The following is a 3,492-nucleotide window of genomic DNA, read 5'->3' as shown; positions in this document are numbered from 1 at the left end:
GGCTGGATCTCGACTCTCCTGGATCCTTTTTCCACGCCTGGGTGTGTGGGGGAGGGATACCGCCCGTATTTTGAGAACTACACAGTGGACGCGAGCATCTTAGACTCGGGCAGCCTTTGCGGGTTGTTCGGGTCGACAAGATTCGCAAGGAGCAGCCTTCGGGTTGTGTTCTTGCCAATCATTGGATCTGCAACTTTTCGAGTTGTGGTTTCTTAAACTCATGTGATTTTCAAGTTTTTAAGAGCAAACGGTGAATGCCTTGGCATCTGGAGCCGAAGAAGGACGTCGTAATCTGCGATAAGCCTCGGGGAGCTGATAAACGAGCTGTGATCCGAGGATTTCCGAATGGGGAAACCCCGCCAGGCCCCTTGTGGTGACCTGGTGACTCCCGCCTGAATATATAGGGCGGGTAGAGGGAACGTGGGGAAGTGAAACATCTCAGTACCCACAGGAAGAGAAAACAACAGTGATTCCGTCAGTAGTGGCGAGCGAACGCGGAAGAGGCTAAACCGAATCATGTGTGATACCCGGCAGGGGTTGCATGGTCGGGGTTGTGGGACTTTTCGTTGTGTTCTGCCGAGCACTGAACGTTACAGCGCATCATAGACGAACAGGTTTGAATGCCTGGCCAGAGCGGGTGCGAGCCCCGTAGTCGAAATGGTGTTATGGCGTGAAGAGTATCCCAAGTAGCACGGGGCCCGAGAAATCCCGTGTGAATCTGTCAGGACCACCTGATAAGCCTAAATACTCCCAGATGACCGATAGCGGACAAGTACCGTGAGGGAAAGGTGAAAAGTACCCCGGGAGGGGAGTGAAATAGTACCTGAAACCGTTTGCTTACAAACCGTCGGAGCTCCCATGTTGGGGTGACGGCGTGCCTTTTGAAGAATGAGCCTGCGAGTTAGTGCTCTGTGGCGAGGTTAACCCGTGTGGGGCAGCCGTAGCGAAAGCGAGTCCGAATAGGGCGATTCAGTCGCAGGGTCTAGACCCGAAGCGAAGTGATCTATCCATGGCCAGGTTGAAGCGACGGTAAGACGTCGTGGAGGACCGAACCCACTTCAGTTGAAAATGGAGGGGATGAGCTGTGGATAGGGGTGAAAGGCCAATCAAACTTCGTGATAGCTGGTTCTCTCCGAAATGCATTTAGGTGCAGCGTTGCGTGTTTCTTGCCGGAGGTAGAGCTACTGGATGGCCGATGGGGCCCAAAAGCTTACTGACGTCAGCCAAACTCCGAATGCCGGTAAGTGAGAGCGCAGCAGTGAGACTGTGGGGGATAAGCTTCATAGTCGAGAGGGAAACAACCCAGACCACCAACTAAGGTCCCTAAGCGCGTGCTAAGTGGGAAAGGATGTGGAGTTGCACAGACAACCAGGAGGTTGGCTTAGAAGCAGCCACCCTTGAAAGAGTGCGTAATAGCTCACTGGTCAAGTGATTCCGCGCCGACAATGTAACGGGGCTCAAGCACGCCACCGAAGTTGTGGCATTGACATTAGTGGTAGGCCTTCGTGGTCCAGCCGTGTTGATGGGTAGGAGAGCGTCGTGTGGCGAGTGAAGCGGCGGTGTGAACCAGCCGTGGACGCCACACGAGTGAGAATGCAGGCATGAGTAGCGAAAGACGGGTGAGAAACCCGTCCTCCGGAAGACCAAGGGTTCCAGGGTCAAGCTAATCTTCCCTGGGTAAGTCGGGACCTAAGGCGAGGCCGACAGGCGTAGTCGATGGACAACGGGTTGATATTCCCGTACCGGCGAAGAACCGCCCAAGACAATCCAGTAGTGCTAAGTATCTGAATCCCTTTGATGGATCCCTTCGGGGTGAAGCGTTGGGCCTAGCGTACGACCCCGTGCTGGTGCGTTTAGCGTATTAACAGGTGTGACGCAGGAAGGTAGCCGAGCCGGGCGATGGTTGTCCCGGTCTAAGGATGTAGGGCGAACGATAGGCAAATCCGTCGTTCATATAGCCTGAGATCTGATGGGTAGACGCAAGTCGAAATCGGTGATCCTATGCTGCCAAGAAAAGCATCGACGCGAGGTTCTAGCTGCCCGTACCCCAAACCGACTCAGGTGGTCAGGTAGAGAATACTAAGGAGATCGAGAGAATCGTGGTTAAGGAACTCGGCAAAATGCCCCCGTAACTTCGGGAGAAGGGGGGCCTGAGGCGTGAACGGACTTGCTCCGGGAGCGTTCGATGGCCGCAGAGACCAGTGGGAAGCGACTGTTTACTAAAAACACAGGTCCGTGCTAAGTCGCAAGACGATGTATACGGACTGACGCCTGCCCGGTGCTGGAAGGTTAAGAGGAACGGTTAGCCGCAAGGCGAAGCTGAGAATTTAAGCCCCAGTAAACGGCGGTGGTAACTATAACCATCCTAAGGTAGCGAAATTCCTTGTCGGGTAAGTTCCGACCTGCACGAATGGCGTAACGACTTCCCAGCTGTCTCAACCGCGAACTCGGCGAAATTGCATTACGAGTAAAGATGCTCGTTACGCGCAGCAGGACGGAAAGACCCCGTGACCTTTACTATAGTTTGGTATTGGTGTTCGGTGTGGCTTGTGTAGGATAGGTGGGAGACTGTGAAGCGGGCACGCTAGTGTTCGTGGAGTCATTGTTGAAATACCACTCTGGTCACTCTGGATATCTAACTTCGGACCCTAATCGGGTTCAGGGACAGTGCCTGATGGGTAGTTTAACTGGGGCGGTTGCCTCCTAAAGAGTAACGGAGGCGCCCAAAGGTTCCCTCAACCTGGTTGGCAATCAGGTGTCGAGTGTAAGTGCACAAGGGAGCTTGACTGTGAGACTGACAAGTCGAGCAGGGACGAAAGTCGGGACTAGTGATCCGGCAGTGGCTTGTGGAAGCGCTGTCGCTCAACGGATAAAAGGTACCTCGGGGATAACAGGCTGATCTTGCCCAAGAGTCCATATCGACGGCATGGTTTGGCACCTCGATGTCGGCTCGTCGCATCCTGGGGCTGGAGTAGGTCCCAAGGGTTGGGCTGTTCGCCCATTAAAGCGGTACGCGAGCTGGGTTTAGAACGTCGTGAGACAGTTCGGTCCCTATCCGCTGCGCGCGCAGGAAATTTGAGAAGATCTATCCCTAGTACGAGAGGACCGGGATGGACGAACCTCTGGTGTGTCAGTTGTTCCGCCAGGAGCACCGCTGATTAGCTACGTTCGGAACGGATAACCGCTGAAAGCATCTAAGCGGGAAGCCGGCTTCGAGATGAGATTTCCATCCCTTCGGGGGAGAGGCTCCCAGCCAGACGACTGGGTTGATAGGCCGGATGTGGAAGACAGGACTAAAGACTGTCGGAGCTGACCGGTACTAATAAGCCGATAACTTGATAATCACTACACTCATACCGTTGTAAAGGCTGGTAGGAGTGGTCAGAGATTGCTTGCGTCCACTTTGTGGTTCCCAGAATACGGGCTCCATACCGCGGGTCGTGTTCGCAAAGACACGACCTGCACACCGCACCCGACACTGCTCGGGGCGGA

1 rRNA gene is annotated in these 3,492 nt (G+C 54.5%); it reads left to right on the top strand.

Features of this window, described 5'->3' with window-relative positions:
• The first annotated feature begins 227 nt into the window (after positions 1–227).
• Positions 228–3,343 (top strand): 23S ribosomal RNA (locus MT355_RS21030).
• Positions 3,344–3,492 lie beyond the last annotated feature (149 nt).

The sequence above is a fragment of the Rathayibacter sp. VKM Ac-2929 genome (genome assembly GCF_022815495.1).
Classification (GTDB): Bacteria; Actinomycetota; Actinomycetes; order Actinomycetales; family Microbacteriaceae; genus Rathayibacter; species Rathayibacter festucae.
Note: the sequence above shows the minus strand (reverse complement) of the source record. Positions and strands in the feature narration are given on the sequence as shown.